Raw genomic sequence first — 17,705 nt, 5'->3', positions numbered from 1 at the left:
GCTGGCGGGAAACGGACGTCACGATCACGCCCGTTCCCCACCGGCCGAACGGTCAGGCGATGCCCGCCGTCAGCAGCGCCCGCCGCGTCAGCACGCGCGCCAGGTGCCGCCGGTACTCCGCCGACGCGTGGGGCTCGTCGGGCGGCGAGGTGTTCTCGGCGGCGAGTGCCGCGGCCTGGTCGGCCGAAGCGCCGTCCGCCAGGGCGTTCTCCGTCGCCGCGGCGCGCAGCGGGGTGCCGCCGAGGTTGATCAGGCCCACCGACTTGCCCACCACCGCCACGCCCACGATCGCCCAGTCGATGTTGCGGCGCGTGAACTTCTCGAAGCCCCAGCCCAGCCCGGCCTGGCTGGGCAAGCGGATCTCGGTCAGCAGTTCGTCCGGTTCCAGCGGCGTGGTGAACGGGCCCAGGAAGAACTCCGCGGCCGGGATGCGCCGCTCCCCCGCCGGGCCGCGCGCGACGAGCACGCCGTCGGACGCGAGGATCACCGCGGGCAGGTCGGCGGCCGAGTCGGCGTGCACGAGCGAACCGCCGAGCGTGCCGCGGTGGCGGACCTGTGGATCGCCGACGGCACCGGACGCGTGCGCGACGAGCGGCGCGTGCTCGGCGAGCACTGGGTCGCCGTGGAGGTCGTGATATCGCGACAGCGCGCCGATCACCACCTCGTCTCCGTCGAGCCGCACGAACTTCAGCTCGTCGAGCGGCGCGATGTCCACCACGACCTCGGGCGCCGCGAACCGCAGTTTCATCAGCGGCAGCAGCGAATGCCCGCCGGCGAGCAGCTTCGCGTCCTCGCCGTGCTCGGCCAGCAGCGCCAGCGCCTCGTCCACAGTGGACGCCCGGCGGTAGGAGAACTCGGCGGGGATCACCGGTCCACCTCCTGGCCGGACGCCTCGACCACGGCACTCACGATGTTGTGGTAACCCGTGCAGCGGCACAGGTTCCCTTCGAGCGCCTCCCGAACCTCGCGTCGCGACGGCCGCGGGTTCTCCTTCAGCAGCGACACCGAAGCCATCATCATCCCCGGTGTGCAGAACCCGCACTGGAGACCGTGCTGCTCGCGGAACGCGCGCTGCACGGGGTGCAGCTCGCCGTCGTCACCGGCCAGACCCTCCACTGTGGTCACTTCGTGTCCGTCGGTCTGCGCGGCCAGCACCGTGCACGACTTCACCGACTCGCCGTCGAGCAGGACCGTGCAGGCGCCGCACGACGTGGTGTCGCAGCCGATGTTGGTCCCGGTGAGCCCGACAGTGTCGCGCAGGTAATGCACCAGCAGCGTCCGGTCCGGCACCTCCCCGGCCGTGGTCCGGCCGTTCACCTCGATGGAGACCCGCACGTCAGTTCACCTTCCTCACGTCGTTCAGGGCCGCCCAGACCCGCATCGGGGTGGCCGGCATGTCCAGGTGCCGCACGCCGTGGTGGGCGAGCGCGTCGACCACCGCGTTGTGCACTGCCGGCGTCGACCCGATCGTCGCGGCCTCGCCGATGCCTTTGACCCCCAGGAGATTCCGCGTCGTGGGCGTCGCCATGTCCACCAGTTCGAAGTCGGGCAGCTCGGTCGCGGTCACGAACGAGTAGTCCGCGAGCGTGGCCGTGGTCGGGTTGCCGTCCTCGTCGTAGTTCACGACCTCCAGCAGCGCCTGCGCGATGCCCTGGCCGAGCCCGCCGTGGCGCTGGCCGCGGAAGGCCAGCGGGTTCACCACCGGCCCGGCGTCGTCGACCGCGACGAGCCGCCGCACCTCGACCTTGCCCGTCTCCGTGTCGACCTCGACCACGGCGAGGTGCGCGCCGAACGGGAACGTCGGCTTGCCGTCGCCGAACCACACGTCGGCCGACAACGCCGTGCTCTCGGCCGACGACACGATCCGTGCCCAGTCCAGCGTGGTGCTCGACGGCGCGCCGCGCACCTGCCAGACCCCGCGTTCCGTGTCGAGCTCCAGATCCTCGGGCGCCGCCTCGAGCAGGTCGGCCGCGAGCTCCCGGGCCTGGGCGATCACCTCGTCGGCCGCCTGCCGGATCGCCGAGCCGCCGAGCTGGAGCGACCGCGAGCCGAACGTGCCGACCGCGCGCGGGACCTCGTCGGTGTCGCCGTGCTTCACGGTGATCTTCGCCAGCGGCACGCCGAGCTGGTCGGACAGCAGCATCGCCAGCGACGTCGCGAGCCCTTGGCCGTGCGGCGAGCTGCCCGTGTATGCGGTGACCGAGCCGTCCTCATGGATGTCGACGCGACCGCTCTCGCCGCTCGCGTCGCCGCCGGTGATCTCGACGTAGGCCGCGATGCCCAGACCCAGTGCCACCGGATCGCCCGCGGCGCGGCGCCGTTCCTGCTCCGCGCGCAGCTCGGCGTAACCCGCGGCCGCCAGCACCTTGTCCAGCGCCGCCGCGTACTCGCCCGTGTCGTAGTCCCCGCCGGTCGGCGTGGTGTAGGGGAACTCCTCCGGGCGGATGAAGTTGACGCGCCGGACCTCGGCGGGATCCATCCCGATCTCTGCGGCGAACAGGTCCATCGCACGCTCGACCGCGGCCGTCGCCTCGGGCCGGCCCGCGCCGCGGTAGGCGGCGATGGGCGTGGTGTTCGTGACCACGCAGCGGCTGCGCGTCTGCACCACCGGGAAGCGGTACACGCCGGGCGCCATCATCTCGGTCAGCGTGGGCAGGAACATCGCGCGCGGGTAGGCGCCGCTGTCCTGCACGACGTCGATCCGGTACGCGAGCACCGTCCCGTCGCGCTTCCCGCCGATGGTCACGGTGTTCTGCTGCGCCCGGCCGTGGGTCATCGCCGTGAGGTTCTCGCTGCGCGACTCGGTCCACCGCACCGGCCGCCCGACGGCACGCGCGGCCCAGCCGAGCAGGCTCGCCTCGGGGTCGGCGCCGATCTTGGCGCCGAAGCCGCCACCGACGTCGGGCGCGATCACTCGCACCCGTTCCTCGTCGAGTCCCAGCGCACCCGCCACGGTGGTCCGGGCGATCTGGGCGTTCTGTGTGGACAGCCACAGCGTCAGCCGCCCGTCCTCGCCCCACGCCGCCGATCCACCGCGCACCTCGAGCGACGCCGGGGCCACTCGGGGGTTGAGGATCGTCTGCGTGACCACGGCGTCGCAGTCCGCGAACACGGCGTCGTCGAACTCCTCGGCGCCGTTCACCTGCATGACGTTGCCGGTGACACCACCACCGGGGAACAACTCGGTTTCACCGGACAGCGCGGCGTCGATGCTCACCACGGCGTCCAGCGGGTCGTAGTCCACGTCGACCAGCTCCGCCGCGTCGGCCAGCTGGTAGCGCTCTTCGGTGAGCACCAGCGCGACGGGTTCGCCGACGTACCGCACGACGTCCGTGGCGAGGAACGGTTCGGTCACGGGACCGACTTGCTGGGGCGCGAGGTCGAGATCCGCCGCCGTGAAAACGGCGACGACTCCCGGTGCCTGCTTCGCCTCTTCTGTGTCGATGCCGGAGATGCGCGCGTGGGCGATCGGGCTCCGCACGAAGACCGCGTGGACCGCGCCGGTGAGCGCCGCCTCCCGCAAGTCGTCGACGTAGGTTCCGCCCGAGGTGATCAGCTTCTCGTCCTCGACGCGCACCACGCGGGTGCCGACAATGCTCATCTGGCCTCCTGCTCGGGTACCCGCCGATCATGCCCCCTGGGGTACCCGCGCGTCAGCCTTGGTCGGCAACGGTTCCGCTGCGATCAGCCGGAGTAGGCTTGGCGCGCGAGCACCACCGCGAGTACGAGCCCGCCGATCGCGATCGCGATCCGCAGTGGGGTCGCGGGCAGGTACCGCACGAGGATCGAACCGAGCCAGGACCCCGCGACCGATCCCAGGCACACGGCGAGCGCCGCGGGCCACAGCACGCGGCCGGTGAACGCGAAGACGGCCGCGGCGATCAGGTTCGCCGTGCCCGTGGCGATGTTCTTGGCCGCGTTCGTGCGAGCCAGCGGCTGCGTCCACACGGTGGTGAGCAGCGCGAGCATCAGAACGCCCGCCGCGGCACCGAAATAGCCGCCGTACACGCCGACGAGGAACGCCGCCGTTCCGGTGACCGGGCTGATGCCGTGGCGCTCCGCGCCTTCCGCCGATCGGCGCAACCGCGCACCTGCCAACAGGATCAGCGACGCACCGCCGATCAGCCACGGGACCACCACGGTGAACGCGCCGGGCGGCGTCAGCAGCAGCACGAGCCCGCCACAGCCACCGCCGGCCGTGGTGATGAGGCACAGCGGCAGGAGACGGCGCCACTGCCCTTTCAGCTCGGGCCGCGCGCCGGCGGCCGCGCCCGCGGTGGTGCCGAGCATCGCGACGGTGTTGGTCATGTTCGCGACCACCGGTGGCATCCCGGCGGCGAGCAGCGCGGGGTACGACACGAGCGAGGCCAGTCCGGCGGTGGCGCCGACCAGGCCGGCGCCCACCCCGGCGAGCAGCAGGAGGACGAATTCGCCCGCGTCGATGATCACGCCCGCCATCAGAACACGTGCTTCCACGTTGCCGTATAGGTTGTTATACATGTCACTTCCGGCGGAACGGACACCGCCGAACGGACGCCCGGCGACCGTCGGACAGGCGAGTACGTTGAAGGCAAGGCAACCCGCCCGGTGCTCGGATTCCCCTGGAGGACCGATGCGCGTCACGATCGCGGAGGTCGCCCGCCGTGCGCGGGTGAGCAAGACGACCGTGTCCCGGGTGCTCAACAACAAGTCCGACGTGGACGCCGCCACCGCCGTGCGCGTGCGCGAAGTCATCGCCGCGACGGGCTACATCCCGAGCGCCGGGGCCGTCGGCCTGGCGAGGGGCCGGACCCGGCTGGTCGGGCTGCTCGTGCCGGGACTCTCGCCACCGGGCGTCGGCGAGGTGCTGCAGGGTGTGGCCGACGTCGTCGAGGCGAGCGACCACGGGCTGCTGCTGAGCACGGCGGCCCGGGGTGCGGACTCGCTGACGCGCTTCACGCACCAGGTGCGGGCACACGCGTTCGACGGACTGCTGCTGCTCGACCCGCCACCCGCCGTGACGGACAACGACGCACTGCGCGACTCCGACCTCCCCGTCGTGGTCATCGACGGGGCGCGCTCGGCATTCCCTTCCGTGGCGGCCGACGACGCCGCGGGCGCCGCCGCGGTGGCCCGGCATTTCCTGGCGCGCGGCCGGCGCCGCGTCGCCGTGGTGACGGGTCCCGGCGAACGCGCCGCCGCCCGGCTCGCCGGATTCCGGTCCATACTCGACGAAGCCGGTTCACCGCTCACCGGGAACGCCGTCACCGAGGCAGCTTCCACCGCGGGCAGCGGCCGCTCCGCCGTGCGGCGGCTCGTCGCCTCGGGCCTCGGATTCGACGCGGTGTTCGCCGCTGACGACGTGGTGGCCGCCGGTGTCCTCACCGGACTGCGCGAAGCCGGCCGCGCCGTGCCCGGGGACGTCGCCGTGGCCGGGTTCGGCGACCTGCCGCTCTCGGCGTTCACGCAGCCGCCGCTCACGACTGTGCGCCGGCCCCTGCGGGCGCTCGGGGAAACCGCGGCGCGGCGCCTGCTCGGCAAGCTGACCGGTGACACCCCTCTCGACGGCATGACCGTGCTGCCGACCGAACTGGTGGTGCGGGAGTCGGCGCCCTGACGCAGACGATCCGATGTGGATGGTTCAGCTGGCGAGGCCGGCGTGGCCGAACCCGGCGGGCAGCACGAGGCTGTGGCCGGTGTGCTCGACCTTCGCCCGCAGGTACCGCACGTTGGTCTCCGTCGCGAACACGCCCGTGCGCACGCGGTCGCGCACTTCGAGACCGTGGGCGCTCAGCTGCGCGGCCTTGTCGGGGTTGTTCGACAGCAGGTCGAGCCGGCCGACGCCGAGCGCGGTGAGCATCTGCGCGGCGGCGGTGTAGTCGCGGGCGTCCTCGGGCAGGCCGAGCGCGGCGTTGGCCTCGTAGGTGTCGAGCCCGCCGTCCTGCAGCGCGTACGCGTCGAGCTTGTTGTACAGGCCGATGCCACGGCCTTCCTGGCGCAGGTAGAGCAGGTAGCCACCGGTCTCGGAGATCCGGGCGATCGACTCGCGCAGCTGCGGGCCGCAGTCGCAGCGGGCCGAGCCGAAGACGTCGCCGGTCAGGCACTCGGAGTGCATGCGCACGAGCGGTACCGGGCCCGGCTCGCCGAGGACGAACGCGAGGTGCTCCAGCCCGTCGGCGAGCCCGCGGAACGTCACGGCCTCCGCGTCGACGGAAAGGTCGTCGCCCAGCCGCAGCGGAATCCGCACCCGCGTACGCACCTCCGCCACCGTCGCCATCGGCTGCTCCGTTCTCCCAGGTGGTTCAAATTCGAACCACGACTTGATCGACCCTACAACATGGTTCAAATTCGAACAACCTGCGTTACCATGGGTGCATGGCCGACCCCCGATGGCTCACGGATCGCCAGCTGAAGACCTGGCAGGCCTTCCTGGCGGTGAGCTCACAGCTCAACCGGCGCATCGAACAGCAGCTTCGCGACGACGCGGGGCTTTCGCACCCACAGTACGAAGTTCTGGCGCGCCTCGCCGCCGCCGGCGGCGCCCTGCGCATGACGGAGCTGGCGGGTGCGGCTCTCACGTCCAAGAGCGGGCTGAGCTACCAGGTCGGCCAGCTGGAGAAGACCGGGCTGGTCGGGCGCCGCTCGTGCACCTCCGACGACCGCGGTGTGATCGCCTTCCTGACCGAGCTCGGCTGGTCACAGCTTCGCGAGGCCGCCGCCGGGCACGCCGCGCTCGTGGGCGAGCTGCTCATCGACGCGCTCACGCCCGAGCAGTTCGGCGCGTTCAGCGCTGTGCTCGACACTCTGGAGTCCCGGCTGCGCGGCGCCGAGCGGCCGCAGCGAACCGCCGTGTGACGCTCGGCACCCGTGCTACGAGCCGACTGTCCTCTGTGTCCAGTCGTGCACTCGCGGTTGCGGCACAGGTTCGGCGGTCAGCAACGCCAGGTCGGGCGGCACGAGCACGGCCGTGGCGAGCAGGTCACCGAGCAACCGGTCATCGCCGCTCGCGGGGTGGAACCGGGCCCGGCCGCCGTCGAGGGCGGCGCGCACGGCCAACGCGGTCCACTCGCCGCCGGGGTCCACCACCGCGGCTGGGCCGCCGCCCGTTCCACCGGCACCGGCCGCGGTTGTGCCTCCCAGCGCAGGAAGCTCTGACCGACCACGGTGAGCGCCAGCCGTTCGCGCGCGTCGAGCACACCCGTCCGCCGCGGGTGGCGCCACGGGCCCGCCGTCGGCGACGTGCACCTCGAGCACGTGCCCGCCCACGCGAGCCGTGCACGAACAACGGCAGGTAGCCCGCCGGTAGCGCGACCGGCGCCGCGCCGGTGAACAGGAGCCGCGATTCCGGCAGCCGCAACGGGACCGTGCCCGTCGCCCGCACCCACCAGCGGTCGCCGTGGTGCGCCAGCACGCCGTGGCGGCGGCTGACACGCCGATCGTCCTCCCCGACCGGCACGGAGACCTCTGCGGTGTCGCGCCCGAACGTCACCGGGCCGGGCGCCGACGGCGGCACCAGCCCTCCCCCGGCGGGCCCGAGCACGACCAGCGTGCCGAGTGGTGACGCGAACCCCCGCGCCAGGCTCGGATGCCCGGCGGGCAGTGCCCGCAGCCCCTCTCTCGCCACGACGTCCCCCAGCCGTTCCGGCGCGGGCCCCGCCCCAACCGCGCGCCGCGAGGCTCACCGGGCGGCGCCGGGACCCCTCCCGGTGCGGTTTCGTCGGGTGGTTCGAGCAGCGCGAGGTCCGGCGGGACCAGCGAAGTGGACAGCAGGAGCTCCTTCACGAGGTTGTCGTTGAGGGAGTTGCCCACCGGCTCACCGACCTCCTCACGCGTGAGGCCCGCGACGCCTGCGCGCGCGAGCCGCGTTCGCACGGCGACCACGAGGTGCTCCACCCGTTTGGGCGTCCAGCGGCTCTCGGGCGCCAGCTCGGCGAGCTGCCGCCACGCCATCGGCTGCGGGTAGGGCTGCTGGAGCAAGTACCGCTGGGCCAGCGACACCAGTACGAGCCGCTCTTCGGGGCTCAGCCGCCACATGCGCGGAGGCTCGGTCACGTCCTGCGGCCGCGACTGCGGCCGGCGTCCGTCCGCTCCCGACACGTACAGCTCCAGCAGGGGCTCGCGCTCGGCCGAACCGCGCACGAACACCGCCGTGCAGCCCTCCGCGAGCGGCACGGGCTCCTCCTCGGGGAACAACAGGCGCGAGCCGGGCAGGCGGAGCGGCTGCCGCCCGGTGTTGCACATCCACCACGTGTCGCGCCGGCGCACGAGGAAACCCTGTCTGCGGCTGGCTTTCCGGTCGTCCTCTCCCACGCACACGTGGACGTCCTCGCGGTTGCGTCCGAACAGGACTTCCCAGCCGTCGCGGGGCGGCATGCGCACGCCGCCGGTCACGGCCGGCGCGAAGATCGTGCCCGGCGCCGCGGGCGGCACCCCGTAGGCGAGGCTGCCGTGCTCGGCGCCGACGGACTCGGCCGGCCCAGCCGGATCGCAGCGCGGTCATGCCCGCGGCAGTTTCGCGACGACGTCGCCGGCCAGCGACGTGGCCGGGGCGCAGAGGTCCTGCGACGGCGGGTCGCCGTGGACCACCACCTTGATCTGCTCCACCGCGGCCTCCCCCTGTGCGTCGGTGTAGCGCCGGTAGACCAGCAGCGCCTGGCAGGTGTTGCCGGCGAACTCGTCGGTCGCGAGGTACGCGTCGTGCCCGGAAACCTTGACGAGCCGGCCCGAGTCGCCGTCCGGCGGCTGGTCGCGGTCGAAGATCACCGTGACCGCGCGGTCCGACGCCGAGCTGTCCCAGTCACAGGTCCAGTCGCCGTAGCCCGGCACCACCTGCACCGGCGCCGTGACGCCCGCGGTGCTGCCGAGCGAGGCGGAGCTCAGCAGCGAACACGCGTCCACCTCGGACACTGAGCCGGCCGGGACGGGCGTCGATCGCGCCGGCACACCCGCCACGGTGAGCACCTTCGCCGCCGACGCGACCGCGATGTCGGCGGGCTTGCACGTGCCCAGGTCGTCGCCGTCGTCGGCGGAGACGGTCACGCGGACGAGGTACTCGTCCTGCAGCCGGATCAGGCGCACGCAGGCGCCGTCCCGCGCGGGGTCGCCGAACACCTCGAACGGGCCGGAGCGCCAGCGCTGCCCCTCCGGCGCGGCGCTGCCGGAGGGCGGATCCTCCAGCTCGACCTTCACATCAGCCTGCAAACCGTTGCCCCGCTTGAGGATCATGTCGCAGCGATCGAAGTTGCCGTAATCGGGATCGACCTCGGGATCACCGAACGGGCGCAGCGCCACCGCGTCCACGAGCCGGCACGGATCGGCCGAGCGCGGGTCCTTCCCGATGCCGAGCTTCGCCGGCGCGGCGGGCACCTTCGAAGCCGCGGCCGGGGTCCGCGGCTTGCCGCCGTCGGGCAGCAGGATCAGGGCCACGCCCGCGAGCACCACGACGACGGCGACCGCCCCCGCGGGCACGAACCGCCGGCGGCGCCCGTCGGGCCGGCGGCGCAGCGGCGGCGCGGGAGGCAGCCCGCCCACGCCGGCGACAAGCAGATCGTGCGCGGCGGCCGCGGTGGGCCGGTCTTCGGGAGCCGTCCGCATCAACGCGGCGAGGGCGGGGCGAGGTCACCGGCCTTGCGTGCCGGCGGGATCGCGCCCTCGGCCGCACGCCGGATGGTCGCGTACTCGTTACTGCCGCTGAAGGGCGCAGCCCCCTCGACGGGGGAGAACAGCGTGGCGCCCAGGGAGAACGTCGGATGCGGCCGTCGGCGGGTGCCCTTCGCGACCTCCGGGGCGCGGTAGCCCGGGGTGCCGCCGATGTGCGGGGAGTCGGTGACCGTCTCGTCGGTGCGGACCGACCGCGAGATGCCGAAGTCGGTGAGCTTGGCGCGGCCGTCGCCGGTGATGAGCACGTTGCCGGACTTCACGTCGCGGTGCACGACGCCCCCCTCGTGCACGGCGGCGAGCGCGCCCGCGACCTGCACGCCGATCTCGGCGACCGGCCGGACAGGCAGGCTGCCCTCGGCGGCGAGGACCTCGGCGAGGCTGCGCGAGGGCACGTACTCCACATGAGCCACAGCTCGTCACCCTGGGCGACGACGTCGAAGAACGTCACCACGTTCGGGTGCTGCACCCCGGCGGCGAGCCGGGCTTCGCGACGCAGGGTGTCGCCGCTGACCGCATCGGAGAGCCGGGCCTGGAGAGCCGGCCTGCTTGAGCGCCACCTCGCGGTCGAGCTGCTCGTCGTGCGCACGCCAGACCACGCCCATGCCCCCGGTGCCGATCCGCTCGAGCAGTCGATAGCGCTGCGCGCTCAGCTGGTCACCCTCGCCCGACGCTCCCCTCGGCGTGGTCGGACCTCTGTGCGGTAACTCCCGGTGACGATAATGCATCACGTCCGGTGGCAGGCAGCGGCCCGGATCGAGTCCGCTCCCCCGGCGCCCGCCTAGCCCGGGCACGAACGACCACTGGCACGACCCGAAGGCACCCCGATGACGGGCACGACACTCGTGCGACGGCCGAGCTCGCCGTCGTCCGGACGGGCGTGCGCGCACCCGCCGGGCGGCCTGGCGCGACCCGGCTGAAGATCACCGAGGGCGGCACGCCGGATCACCTCCAGGCGTAGTCCGGGGCCGGGCGTCAGGTCTCGGGTATCGGCGTCGACGCCGGCTGGGTGGTGGCCGGCGGCTTCGCCCGCACCCCAGCCGTCCGTCCCGGCGGCGAGCTCGACGGGGACCACGTGACGTTGCGGAACACCAGCCTCACCGAACCCCACGGGGGCGCCGGCATCCGCTTCTTCGGCGAACGTCGGCATCGCGGGCGGTCTCCACCATCACCCACATCGAGGGCAACCACGTCGACCCGTCCATCCGCTGCGCAGCCGGGATCGACGAATCGCCCCGCGAACGCTCCGTCGGCCCCGAGCCGACCTGCGCGCGGTGACCCGGCGGCGGTTCCCTTGCCCGCCAAGGGAACCGGCGGCGGACTGTGCTGCGTTACGTGAGCACCGGGGTCACCCGTCCGGCCGATCAAGCATCCACAGTAGACACAGAAACCGGCACGGTGGTCCAGGATTCGATGTATAGACCGTTATACGGGTGGGGCGGCCGGGTGAATCCGCCGGGAGCGCCCGGATCGGCGATTGGATCACGGCGGCCCCGGGTATCTGGCGGACGTGACGGCAGGCGCGCCGCCGAAGGAGATCTCCATGCTCAGTCACCACGAACGCAGCGAGCTGGACAAGATCGAACGCTGGTTCGAGTTCAGCGATCCGGAACTGGCGACGGCGCTCTCGCGGGGCAAGCCGGCGCCGAACCGCCGCCTGCTCACCCTTTTCGCGGTGCTCTTCGACGTCTCCGCCGTCGCGTTGCTCGTGGCCGGTCTCGTCACCACGAGCCCCGCCTTCACGCTGTGCGCGCTGCTCGCCGCCGGCGGCGGGGTGGCGCTGCACATTGTGCGCGGGCACGGCCGCCTCTGACGTAGCGGGGACGCGGCACGGTTGATGTGCGCTTACCCGGGTCCGCGCCGCACACTGGTGCGGTGTCCGCCTGGGTTCTGCACGTCGATCTCGACCAGTTCATCGCCGCGGTCGAGATCGCGCGCCGGCCCGAGCTGCGCGGCCGGCCGGTGGTCGTCGGCGGCAACGGCGACCCCGCGGAGCGCGCAGTGGTGGCCACCGCGTCCTACGAAGCGCGCGAGTTCGGCGTGCAGTCCGGAATGCCGCTGCGGCTGGCCGCGAAACGCTGTCCCGACGCGGTCTTCCTGGCCACCGACGCGCCCGCCTACCAGGACGTCTCCGACCGGGTCATGGCGCGGCTGCGTGAGTTGCCGGTGGTGGTCGAGGTGCTCGGGTGGGACGAGGCGTTCCTCGGCCTCGACACCGAAACCGCCGGCGCCGACGACCCCGAGGCGTTCGCGGCCGAGGTCCGCCGGGCCGTCGAGGACGAGACCGGGCTTTCGTGTTCGGTCGGCATCGGCGACAACAAGCTGCGCGCCAAGCTCGCCACCGGGTTCGCGAAACCCGCCGGGATCTTCCGCCTGACGCGAGAGAACTGGTGGACCGTGATGGCCGAGCGGCCCACCGACGCGCTGTGGGGCATCGGGCGCAAGACGGCCAGGAAGCTCGCCGAAGCGGGGTTCACCACCGTGCTGCAGCTGGCCGGTGCCGACGCGGACGACCTCGCCGCGCGCTTCGGCCCGCGCCTCGGACCGTGGTACCGGGTGCTGGCGGGCGGGATCGGCGATGCCGAGGTCACCGCCACGCCGTACGTCGCGCGCTCCCGCAGCCGAGAAACGACGTTCCAGCAGGACCTCACCGATCCCGCGCGCATCGCGGAAGAAATCGACGCCCTCGCCGTGCGGGTCGCCGGCGACGTCGTGGACGAGGGCCGCCCGGCGGCGCGCGTCGCGGTGAAGGTGCGCTTCGCGCCGTTCCACACCCACACCCACAGCATGACGCTGCCGGAGCCCACGTCGGACGCCGCGGCGATCGGGCGCGCCGCGCGCGAGGTGCTCGGGATGTTCGCGCTCGGCCGGCCGGTCCGCCTGCTCGGCGTGCGCGCGGAGTTCCCCCATCCGCCCGCGTGATCCCGACGCGGTGACCGGCAGGTGCGCGTTTGGCGACGCCTGCCGGCGGGGTAATCGGCACTCCGGCACACGAGTGAGGTGACGCATGTCCGAAAACGGCTTCCCCGCGACCGGTTCCGACGCCCGGTTCGGCGGGCTGGGTGGCGAGTTCCGGGACCTCACGCGGTCGTTGCTGGAGGTCACGACGGTCGGAGGCGTACTGCAACAGCTGGTGATGGCGGCGGTCCGGGTGATCCCCGGGGCGAGCGTCGTCAGCGTCACGCTGCGCTCCCCCGACGGGCTGTTCTACACCCCGATCGAGACCGATCCGGTCGCCGCCGAGCTCGACCAGGTGCAGTACCGCACCGGGGAGGGTCCCTGCCTCGACGCGGCCCGCCCCGACGGCCCGGCCCACGCCGAAAGCCAGGACCTCGCCCACGAGCCCGAGTGGCCGAAGTTCGGACCGGCCGCGGCCGAACGCGGCATGGGCTCGATGCTGGCCATCGCGCTGCTGCCCGACGCCCGCGAGCCGCAGTTGTCCGGTGCTCTCAACGTCTACGCGCGCGAAACCGGCGCGCTCACGGCCACCGACCGCGACCTCGCGCTGCTGCTGGCCACCCACGGTTCGCTGGCGCTGGCGACCACCAACGCGGTGACGGCCGCGGACCTCCAGCGGGCGCATCTGCGCAAGGCCATCGACTCGCGCGACGTGATCGGCCAGGCGAAGGGCATCCTGATGCAGCGGCGCGGCATCTCGGCCGACGAAGCGTTCGACATCCTCCGTCGCACGTCACAGGGCCTCAACGTGAAGCTCGCCGTGCTGGCCGAGACCCTGGCCACCCGCCACACCGAGATCGACCTGCCCGGCCCGCACGCTTGACAGCCTCCGGCCCGCCTTGCCATGGTGAAAACCGGTAAAACCAACCGTGCGCCGCCAAGGCGCACTCCGGGCCGAGAGGCGCTGCGACGGAAGCCGAAAGGTTTCCGCCACGCTCGGCCCGCGAGTTCCGGACAAGGGCGCCTCCTGCGAAGGAGGTGCCTTTTTTGTCGACCCAGCTGTCGCCGACCCGGACGTCGCCGGCACCCGTGGTGCCGCCGAAGGAAAAACCGGCGGACGGCCTGCGCACCTCCTGAACCCTCCCGGGTGAGCCCGGCGCCGCCGAACGTGGTGGTGCCGCGATTCCCCGTGCCCTCAAACAGAAACCAGAACCGTGTCGAAGGGGAGCGAAACTTCTATGAGACCGAAACTGCAGAACGTCGGCGGACTCGAGTTCGCGGTGGCCGACCTGGCGCTCGCGGAGGCCGGGCGGACGCAGCTGCGCCTGGCCGAGCACGAGATGCCGGGCCTGATGGCGATCCGGCGCGAGTTCGCTGACGCGCAGCCGCTGAAGGGCGCCCGCATCGCCGGCTCCCTGCACATGACCGTGCAGACCGCGGTGCTGATCGAGACCCTCGTGGCGCTGGGCGCCGACGTGCGCTGGGTGTCCTGCAACATCTTCTCCACCCAGGACGAGGCCGCGGCCGCCGTCGTCGTCGGTCCGAACGGGACGGCCGAGCGGCCCGAGGGCACGCCGGTGTTCGCGTGGAAGGGCGAGACGCTCGACGAGTACTGGTGGTGCACCGACCTGCTCTTCCGGTTCGCCGAAGGGCAAGGCCCCAACATGATCCTCGACGACGGCGGCGACGCGACGCTGCTCGTCCACAAGGGAGTCGAGTTCGAGGCCGCGGGCGCCGTCCCGGCCGCCACGGACGCCGACCCCGAGGAGTACGGGATCATCCTCCGCACGCTCGCCGAGAGCCTCGCCGCCGACCCGAAGCGCTTCACACGCATCGCCGGTGAGGTGCGCGGCGTGACCGAGGAAACCACCAACGGCGTCAAGCGGCTCTACAAGCTCGAACGACAGGGCACGCTGCTGTTCCCGGCGATGAACGTGAACGACTCGGTGACGAAGTCCAAGTTCGACAACAAGTACGGCATCCGTCACTCGATGGTCGATGGCCTCAACCGCGCCACCGACGTGATGATCGGCGGCAAGCTCGCCGTCGTCTGCGGTTACGGCGATGTCGGCAAGGGCGCTGTGGAGGCGTTGCGCGGCCAGGGCGCGCGCGTGGTGGTCACGGAGATCGACCCGATCTGCGCGCTGCAGGCGGCCATGGAGGGCCTCGACGTCGTCGAGCTGGACGACGTCGTGGCGCGTGGCGACATCTTCCTCACCACCACGGGCAACTTCGGCATCATCTCCGCCGCGCAGATGGCGCGGATGAAGCACAATGCGATCGTCGCGAACGTCGGCCACTTCGACAACGAGATCGACATGGCCGGGCTCGCCAAGGTGCCTGGCATCCGCAAGCTGGAGATCAAGCCGCAGGTGCACGAGTGGGCCTTCCCCGCGGCCGAGGGACGCGCGGCGCACTCGGTCATCGTGCTGTCCGAGGGCCGGCTCATGAACCTCGGCAACGCCACCGGGCACCCGTCGTTCGTGATGTCGAACTCGTTCGCGAACCAGGCAATCGCACAGATCGAGCTGTTCACCAAGCCCGGCGAGTACCCGGTGGGCGTGCACCGGCTGCCGAAGCTGCTGGACGAGAAGGTGGCACGGCTGCACCTCGACGCGCTCGGCGCGAAGCTGACGAACCTCACGAAGGAGCAGGCGGAGTACATCGGCGTGGACATGGCCGGCCCGTTCAAGCTGGCGCACTACCGCTACTGAGCCCGGGGCCGCCCGGCGGAGACCGGAGGCCGGAAATAAGAGGTCCTCCGGCTCCGAGGGGGAGGGAGAGCCGAAGGACCCCGTCAGTGTTAGCACATCGCCAAGCCGGTGTACACAACTGCATACACAATCGGGTAAGGATCCGGGACGGGGGAAATCCTCGGTGGAAACCGCGCCGGCCTTGTTCCCCGGGTTGCCGGGGAACGAGGCCGGCACGGTCACTGGGCCGCGGGAGGGCTCAGGAAGCTTGCCGAAGCTCCGCCTCGACCTCGACGGCGAGCGTGCAGGAGCACTCCGCGTCGACGGTGTGGCAGTCGATGATCAGGGCGTGGCGGACACGGTCGAGGTCCGCGCAACTCTCGTGCGTGCACTCGGCGAACCCGCCGTCCGGGTGAACCACCAGGGTGCCGTGACAGTGGTCGATCCCGCTGGTGCAGAACGCGCACTCCATGCTCAGGCCGCCTTCCGCTCTCGTGCTCTCGAACCGGGTCATTCCGAAACCGGCTCTTATCAGACCGGACAGCTTCTTGGTACCACCGGTGAGCGCCAGAGTCTGGCATACGGGCGGCGTGTCGCCGCACCCGGTCCGGTGATCCCGGGCCGGCTGGGAATTCCCGCGGCTTTCCCGCCACTCGACGGGAAACTCGCTCAGGCGCTCTTCGGCCGACGCGTGCGCGGAGTGGCCTTCTTGGTCGGCTTCTCTTCGTCGGAGGCGGCCTTGCGCGAGCGCGACGAGGTGCTCTTGGCCGGCGCGGCCGAGCGCGATTTGCGGGCTTCGGAGACGCTCGCCTCCAGCGCCGCCATGAGGTCGACCACGTCGGCTTTGGCCCCCACCGCGCCGGGTTTCCTCGTCTCGTTGCCCGAGACCTTGGCCTCGATCACGGATTCGAGCGCTTCGCGGTAGCCGTCGGTGTATTTTTCGGACTCGAACACCGGTTCCGACAGCGAATCGATCAGCGAGCCGGCCATGGTCAGCTCCTGCGGGCGCACCTGAGGCGGATCCTCGCGCAGGAACGGGAAATCGGGGGTGCGCACCTCGTCGGGCCAGAGCATCGTGGTCATCACGAGCACGTCCGACACCACGCGCAGCAGCGCCAGGCTCTCGCGCTGGCGCACGGCGACCTTGGCGATGGCCACGTGGCCGGCCTTGTGCAGCGCGTCGCGCAGCACCACGTACGGCTTGACGGCGTTCTTCTGCGGTTCGAGGTAGTAGGTCTTGTCGAACTGGATCGGGTCGATCGACTCGAGCGGCACGAACTCCAGCACGTCGATCGTGCGCTGCGTGGCCAGTGGCAGGTCGGCGAGGTCGGCGTCGGTGATCACGACCATCTCGCCGTCGGGCAGCTCGTAGCCCTTGGCGATCTCGGCGTAGGGCACCTCCTGCCCATCGACCGAGCAGAAGCGCTTGTACTGGATGCGGCCGCCGTCGGACTCGTGCACCTGGCGCAGCGAGACGTTCTTGTTCTCCGTGGCCGCGTACAGCTGGATCGGGATGCTGACCAGCCCGAACGACACCGAGCCCTTCCACATCGACCGCATGTGCGCTCCTCCGCCGTCCGCCGGTGCTCCACTCACGCTCGGTAACAACCGTAACCCGGATCATCCGATCCCGACAGTCCCGCCGGTCGGCGCGGTTCCCGACCGGCCCAGCCTGACCTGCGACGACCGGGCGGAACCGGTCACCCAGGGTAGCGGCTTCCCTGAAACTCCCGCACTCCGCAAAAGTGCGGGGCACGCAGATTATTGCGTGCCCCGCACTTTTGCTACGCTGATGCGCATGACCTCCGAATCCGTGGCGCCCGTGCTCGGGCTGCGCGAGCGCAAGAAGCTGGCGGCCCGGCAGGCGCTGGGTGCCGCGGCGCTGCGGCTCGCGCTCGAGCGCGGCCTGGACCAGCTGCGGGTCGAGGACATCGCGAGCGAGGTCGGCGTGTCGCCGCGCACGTTCAACAACTACTTCTCCAGCAAGGAGGAAGCGGTCTGCTCGTTCATCGTCGCGCAGCAGGAGCGCGTGCGGGAGGCGCTGCGGGCCCGACCGGCCCACGAGCCGCTGTGGGAGGCCGTGATCAATGCGGCGGTGGACCAGGCCTCGCGCGACGGCTCACCCCGGCGCGAGGACGTGCGCCACATGCGCGACATGCTGCGCAACGCCGGGCTGTTCGCGGAGATGCTGCGCGCGCACGCCACCGTGGAGCGCGTACTGGCCGAAGCGGTCACCGAACGGGCGGGCGGCACCGCAAATCCGTTGCACGCGAGGATGCTCGCGGGGATCGTACAGAGCGCTTCCCGCATCGCGTTCCACACGTGGCTGACCTCCGGGCCGGACGTGGAGTTCCTGCCCACGTTCGTGGACCTGCTGCGGGAGGCGTCCGCGGGCATGCCCGCCCTGACCGCGGCCGCGGCGAGCGCCACCGCACCATGAGCCACCCTGACCGTCCAAAACAGACACACCATCACAGA

General features: G+C 71.9%; 18 protein-coding genes and 1 riboswitch. Of the genes, 7 read left to right on the top strand and 11 right to left on the bottom strand.

Annotation, left to right across the window (positions count from 1 at the left end):
• Positions 1-52: 52 nt before the first annotated feature.
• The 4 genes from AB0F91_RS33540 to AB0F91_RS33525 all read right to left on the bottom strand — a co-directional run bounded on the left by AB0F91_RS33540 (position 53) and on the right by AB0F91_RS33525 (position 4,449).
• Positions 53-868 carry a xanthine dehydrogenase family protein subunit M gene (locus AB0F91_RS33540; RefSeq protein ID WP_360604087.1) on the bottom strand — a complete coding sequence of 272 codons (816 nt, stop codon included), beginning with the start codon at positions 866-868 and terminating at the stop codon, positions 53-55.
• The gene (locus tag AB0F91_RS33535; RefSeq protein ID WP_360604085.1) at positions 865-1,335 is read right to left on the bottom strand and encodes a (2Fe-2S)-binding protein; all 471 of its coding nucleotides are present in this window, start codon (positions 1,333-1,335) and stop codon (positions 865-867) included. Before AB0F91_RS33535 ends, AB0F91_RS33540 begins: the two co-directional genes overlap by 4 nt.
• A gap of 1 nt (position 1,336) precedes the next feature.
• Positions 1,337-3,601, bottom strand: a complete 2,265-nt coding sequence (locus AB0F91_RS33530) for a xanthine dehydrogenase family protein molybdopterin-binding subunit (RefSeq protein WP_360604083.1) — start codon at positions 3,599-3,601, stop codon at positions 1,337-1,339.
• Between the two features lie 83 nt (positions 3,602-3,684).
• Complete coding sequence (locus tag AB0F91_RS33525) at positions 3,685-4,449, bottom strand: sulfite exporter TauE/SafE family protein (RefSeq protein WP_360604197.1); 765 nt, start codon at positions 4,447-4,449, stop codon at positions 3,685-3,687.
• Between the two features lie 163 nt (positions 4,450-4,612).
• On the opposite strand from AB0F91_RS33525, the gene AB0F91_RS33520 reads away from it, so the two are divergent.
• A complete protein-coding gene (locus AB0F91_RS33520) occupies positions 4,613-5,596 on the top strand; it encodes a LacI family DNA-binding transcriptional regulator (protein WP_360604081.1) in 984 nt (327 codons plus the stop codon).
• Positions 5,597-5,620: 24 nt separating this feature from the next.
• Here the strand turns inward: AB0F91_RS33520 and ribA are convergent, their stop codons facing one another.
• Positions 5,621-6,256, bottom strand: a complete 636-nt coding sequence (ribA, locus tag AB0F91_RS33515) for a GTP cyclohydrolase II (RefSeq protein ID WP_360604079.1) — start codon at positions 6,254-6,256, stop codon at positions 5,621-5,623.
• Between the two features lie 98 nt (positions 6,257-6,354).
• Here ribA and AB0F91_RS33510 point away from each other — a divergent pair, with 98 nt between their 5' ends.
• On the top strand, positions 6,355-6,834 hold the full coding sequence (locus AB0F91_RS33510) for a MarR family winged helix-turn-helix transcriptional regulator (protein WP_360604077.1): 480 nt from the start codon (positions 6,355-6,357) through the stop codon (positions 6,832-6,834).
• 15 nt (positions 6,835-6,849) lie between these two features.
• Here AB0F91_RS33510 and AB0F91_RS33505 read toward each other — a convergent pair whose 3' ends face one another.
• From AB0F91_RS33505 to AB0F91_RS33490, 4 genes are all read right to left on the bottom strand, one after another.
• Positions 6,850-7,065 (bottom strand): hypothetical protein, encoded by a 216-nt coding sequence (locus tag AB0F91_RS33505; RefSeq protein WP_360604075.1) that lies wholly within the window; start codon positions 7,063-7,065, stop codon positions 6,850-6,852.
• A 399-nt stretch (positions 7,066-7,464) separates the two neighbouring features.
• Complete coding sequence (locus AB0F91_RS33500; protein WP_360604073.1) at positions 7,465-8,409, bottom strand: FHA domain-containing protein; 945 nt, start codon at positions 8,407-8,409, stop codon at positions 7,465-7,467.
• Between the two features lie 66 nt (positions 8,410-8,475).
• On the bottom strand, positions 8,476-9,573 hold the full coding sequence (locus AB0F91_RS33495) for a hypothetical protein (protein ID WP_360604071.1): 1,098 nt from the start codon (positions 9,571-9,573) through the stop codon (positions 8,476-8,478).
• Complete coding sequence (locus AB0F91_RS33490) at positions 9,573-10,049, bottom strand: serine/threonine-protein kinase (protein ID WP_360604069.1); 477 nt, start codon at positions 10,047-10,049, stop codon at positions 9,573-9,575. The genes AB0F91_RS33495 and AB0F91_RS33490 overlap by 1 nt, the downstream gene beginning before the upstream one ends.
• Before the next feature lie 1,130 nt (positions 10,050-11,179).
• Between AB0F91_RS33490 and AB0F91_RS33485 the strand changes: the two genes are divergently transcribed.
• The 4 genes from AB0F91_RS33485 (at position 11,180) to ahcY (ending at position 15,248) form a co-directional block, all read left to right on the top strand.
• Positions 11,180-11,449, top strand: a complete 270-nt coding sequence (locus tag AB0F91_RS33485; RefSeq protein WP_360604067.1) for a DUF3040 domain-containing protein — start codon at positions 11,180-11,182, stop codon at positions 11,447-11,449.
• Positions 11,450-11,511: 62 nt separating this feature from the next.
• The gene (locus tag AB0F91_RS33480; protein ID WP_360604065.1) at positions 11,512-12,558 is read left to right on the top strand and encodes a DNA polymerase IV; all 1,047 of its coding nucleotides are present in this window, start codon (positions 11,512-11,514) and stop codon (positions 12,556-12,558) included.
• Between the two features lie 85 nt (positions 12,559-12,643).
• On the top strand, positions 12,644-13,417 hold the full coding sequence (locus AB0F91_RS33475) for a GAF and ANTAR domain-containing protein (protein ID WP_360604063.1): 774 nt from the start codon (positions 12,644-12,646) through the stop codon (positions 13,415-13,417).
• Positions 13,418-13,484: 67 nt separating this feature from the next.
• Positions 13,485-13,567, top strand: a riboswitch (S-adenosyl-L-homocysteine riboswitch).
• A gap of 205 nt (positions 13,568-13,772) precedes the next feature.
• A complete protein-coding gene (gene ahcY, locus AB0F91_RS33470; protein ID WP_360604061.1) occupies positions 13,773-15,248 on the top strand; it encodes an adenosylhomocysteinase in 1,476 nt (491 codons plus the stop codon).
• A 238-nt stretch (positions 15,249-15,486) separates the two neighbouring features.
• Here the strand turns inward: ahcY and AB0F91_RS33465 are convergent, their stop codons facing one another.
• Positions 15,487-15,699, bottom strand: coding sequence for a hypothetical protein (locus AB0F91_RS33465; protein WP_360604195.1), 213 nt, complete (start codon positions 15,697-15,699; stop codon positions 15,487-15,489).
• Between the two features lie 197 nt (positions 15,700-15,896).
• On the bottom strand, positions 15,897-16,787 hold the full coding sequence (locus tag AB0F91_RS33460; protein ID WP_360604059.1) for a Ku protein: 891 nt from the start codon (positions 16,785-16,787) through the stop codon (positions 15,897-15,899).
• A 238-nt stretch (positions 16,788-17,025) separates the two neighbouring features.
• Between AB0F91_RS33460 and AB0F91_RS33455 the strand changes: the two genes are divergently transcribed.
• Positions 17,026-17,667, top strand: a complete 642-nt coding sequence (locus AB0F91_RS33455) for a TetR family transcriptional regulator (RefSeq protein ID WP_360604057.1) — start codon at positions 17,026-17,028, stop codon at positions 17,665-17,667.
• Positions 17,668-17,705: the final 38 nt, after the last annotated feature.

The organism is Amycolatopsis sp. NPDC023774, from assembly GCF_040639695.1.
In the GTDB taxonomy this organism is placed as follows: domain Bacteria; phylum Actinomycetota; class Actinomycetes; order Mycobacteriales; family Pseudonocardiaceae; genus Amycolatopsis.
Note: the sequence above shows the minus strand (reverse complement) of the source record. Positions and strands in the feature narration are given on the sequence as shown.

What these genes read in the sequence shown, in the direction of transcription:
- AB0F91_RS33455 (WP_360604057.1), top strand. Translation starts at nt 17,026, where the DNA reads ATGACCTCCGAATCCGTGGCGCCCGTGCTCGGGCTGCGCGAGCGCAAG.
- AB0F91_RS33530 (WP_360604083.1), bottom strand. Translation starts at nt 3,601, where the DNA reads ATGAGCATTGTCGGCACCCGCGTGGTGCGCGTCGAGGACGAGAAGCTG.
- AB0F91_RS33460 (WP_360604059.1), bottom strand. Translation starts at nt 16,787, where the DNA reads ATGCGGTCGATGTGGAAGGGCTCGGTGTCGTTCGGGCTGGTCAGCATC.
- AB0F91_RS33520 (WP_360604081.1), top strand. Translation starts at nt 4,613, where the DNA reads ATGCGCGTCACGATCGCGGAGGTCGCCCGCCGTGCGCGGGTGAGCAAG.
- AB0F91_RS33485 (WP_360604067.1), top strand. Translation starts at nt 11,180, where the DNA reads ATGCTCAGTCACCACGAACGCAGCGAGCTGGACAAGATCGAACGCTGG.
- AB0F91_RS33495 (WP_360604071.1), bottom strand. Translation starts at nt 9,573, where the DNA reads ATGCGGACGGCTCCCGAAGACCGGCCCACCGCGGCCGCCGCGCACGAT.
- ribA (WP_360604079.1), bottom strand. Translation starts at nt 6,256, where the DNA reads ATGGCGACGGTGGCGGAGGTGCGTACGCGGGTGCGGATTCCGCTGCGG.
- AB0F91_RS33510 (WP_360604077.1), top strand. Translation starts at nt 6,355, where the DNA reads ATGGCCGACCCCCGATGGCTCACGGATCGCCAGCTGAAGACCTGGCAG.
- AB0F91_RS33465 (WP_360604195.1), bottom strand. Translation starts at nt 15,699, where the DNA reads ATGGAGTGCGCGTTCTGCACCAGCGGGATCGACCACTGTCACGGCACC.
- ahcY (WP_360604061.1), top strand. Translation starts at nt 13,773, where the DNA reads ATGAGACCGAAACTGCAGAACGTCGGCGGACTCGAGTTCGCGGTGGCC.
- AB0F91_RS33475 (WP_360604063.1), top strand. Translation starts at nt 12,644, where the DNA reads ATGTCCGAAAACGGCTTCCCCGCGACCGGTTCCGACGCCCGGTTCGGC.